The organism is Priestia sp. TSO9, assembly GCF_021029645.1.
In the GTDB taxonomy this organism is placed as follows: Bacteria; Bacillota; Bacilli; order Bacillales; family Bacillaceae_H; genus Priestia; species Priestia megaterium_E.
On sequence record NZ_JAJEKD010000042.1, the window covers coordinates 1 to 382 of the forward strand.

General features: G+C 50.8%; 3 tRNA genes. All 3 read right to left on the reverse strand.

From position 1 onward, the window contains the following. Positions 1-28: 28 nt before the first annotated feature. The 3 genes from LJC66_RS27475 to LJC66_RS27485 all read right to left on the reverse strand — a co-directional run bounded on the left by LJC66_RS27475 (position 29) and on the right by LJC66_RS27485 (position 333). A tRNA-Ser gene (locus LJC66_RS27475) sits at positions 29-121 on the reverse strand. Positions 122-150: 29 nt separating this feature from the next. Beyond that, positions 151-227, reverse strand: a tRNA-Met gene (locus LJC66_RS27480). A 30-nt stretch (positions 228-257) separates the two neighbouring features. Next, a tRNA-Ala gene (locus LJC66_RS27485) sits at positions 258-333 on the reverse strand. Between the last annotated feature and the right edge of the window lie 49 nt (positions 334-382).

Consider the following 382-nt stretch of genomic DNA (forward strand, 5'->3'; position numbering starts at 1 on the left):
GCGATGATATGAATATGGTATAAATAAATGGAGGAGGAAGAGGGATTCGAACCCCCGCGGGCTTTGACACCCCTGTCGGTTTTCAAGACCGATCCCTTCAGCCAGACTTGGGTATTCCTCCGTATATATTTATAACAAATGTAACTTATATGGTAGCGGCGGAGGGAGTCGAACCCACGACCTCACGGGTATGAACCGTACGCTCTAGCCAGCTGAGCTACACCGCCATATTATTCGTTACAATTATTTAATTTAATTGGTGGAGCCTAGCGGGATCGAACCGCTGACCTCCTGCGTGCAAGGCAGGCGCTCTCCCAGCTGAGCTAAGGCCCCATAAATGGTCGGGAAGACAGGATTCGAACCTGCGACCCCTTGGTCCCAA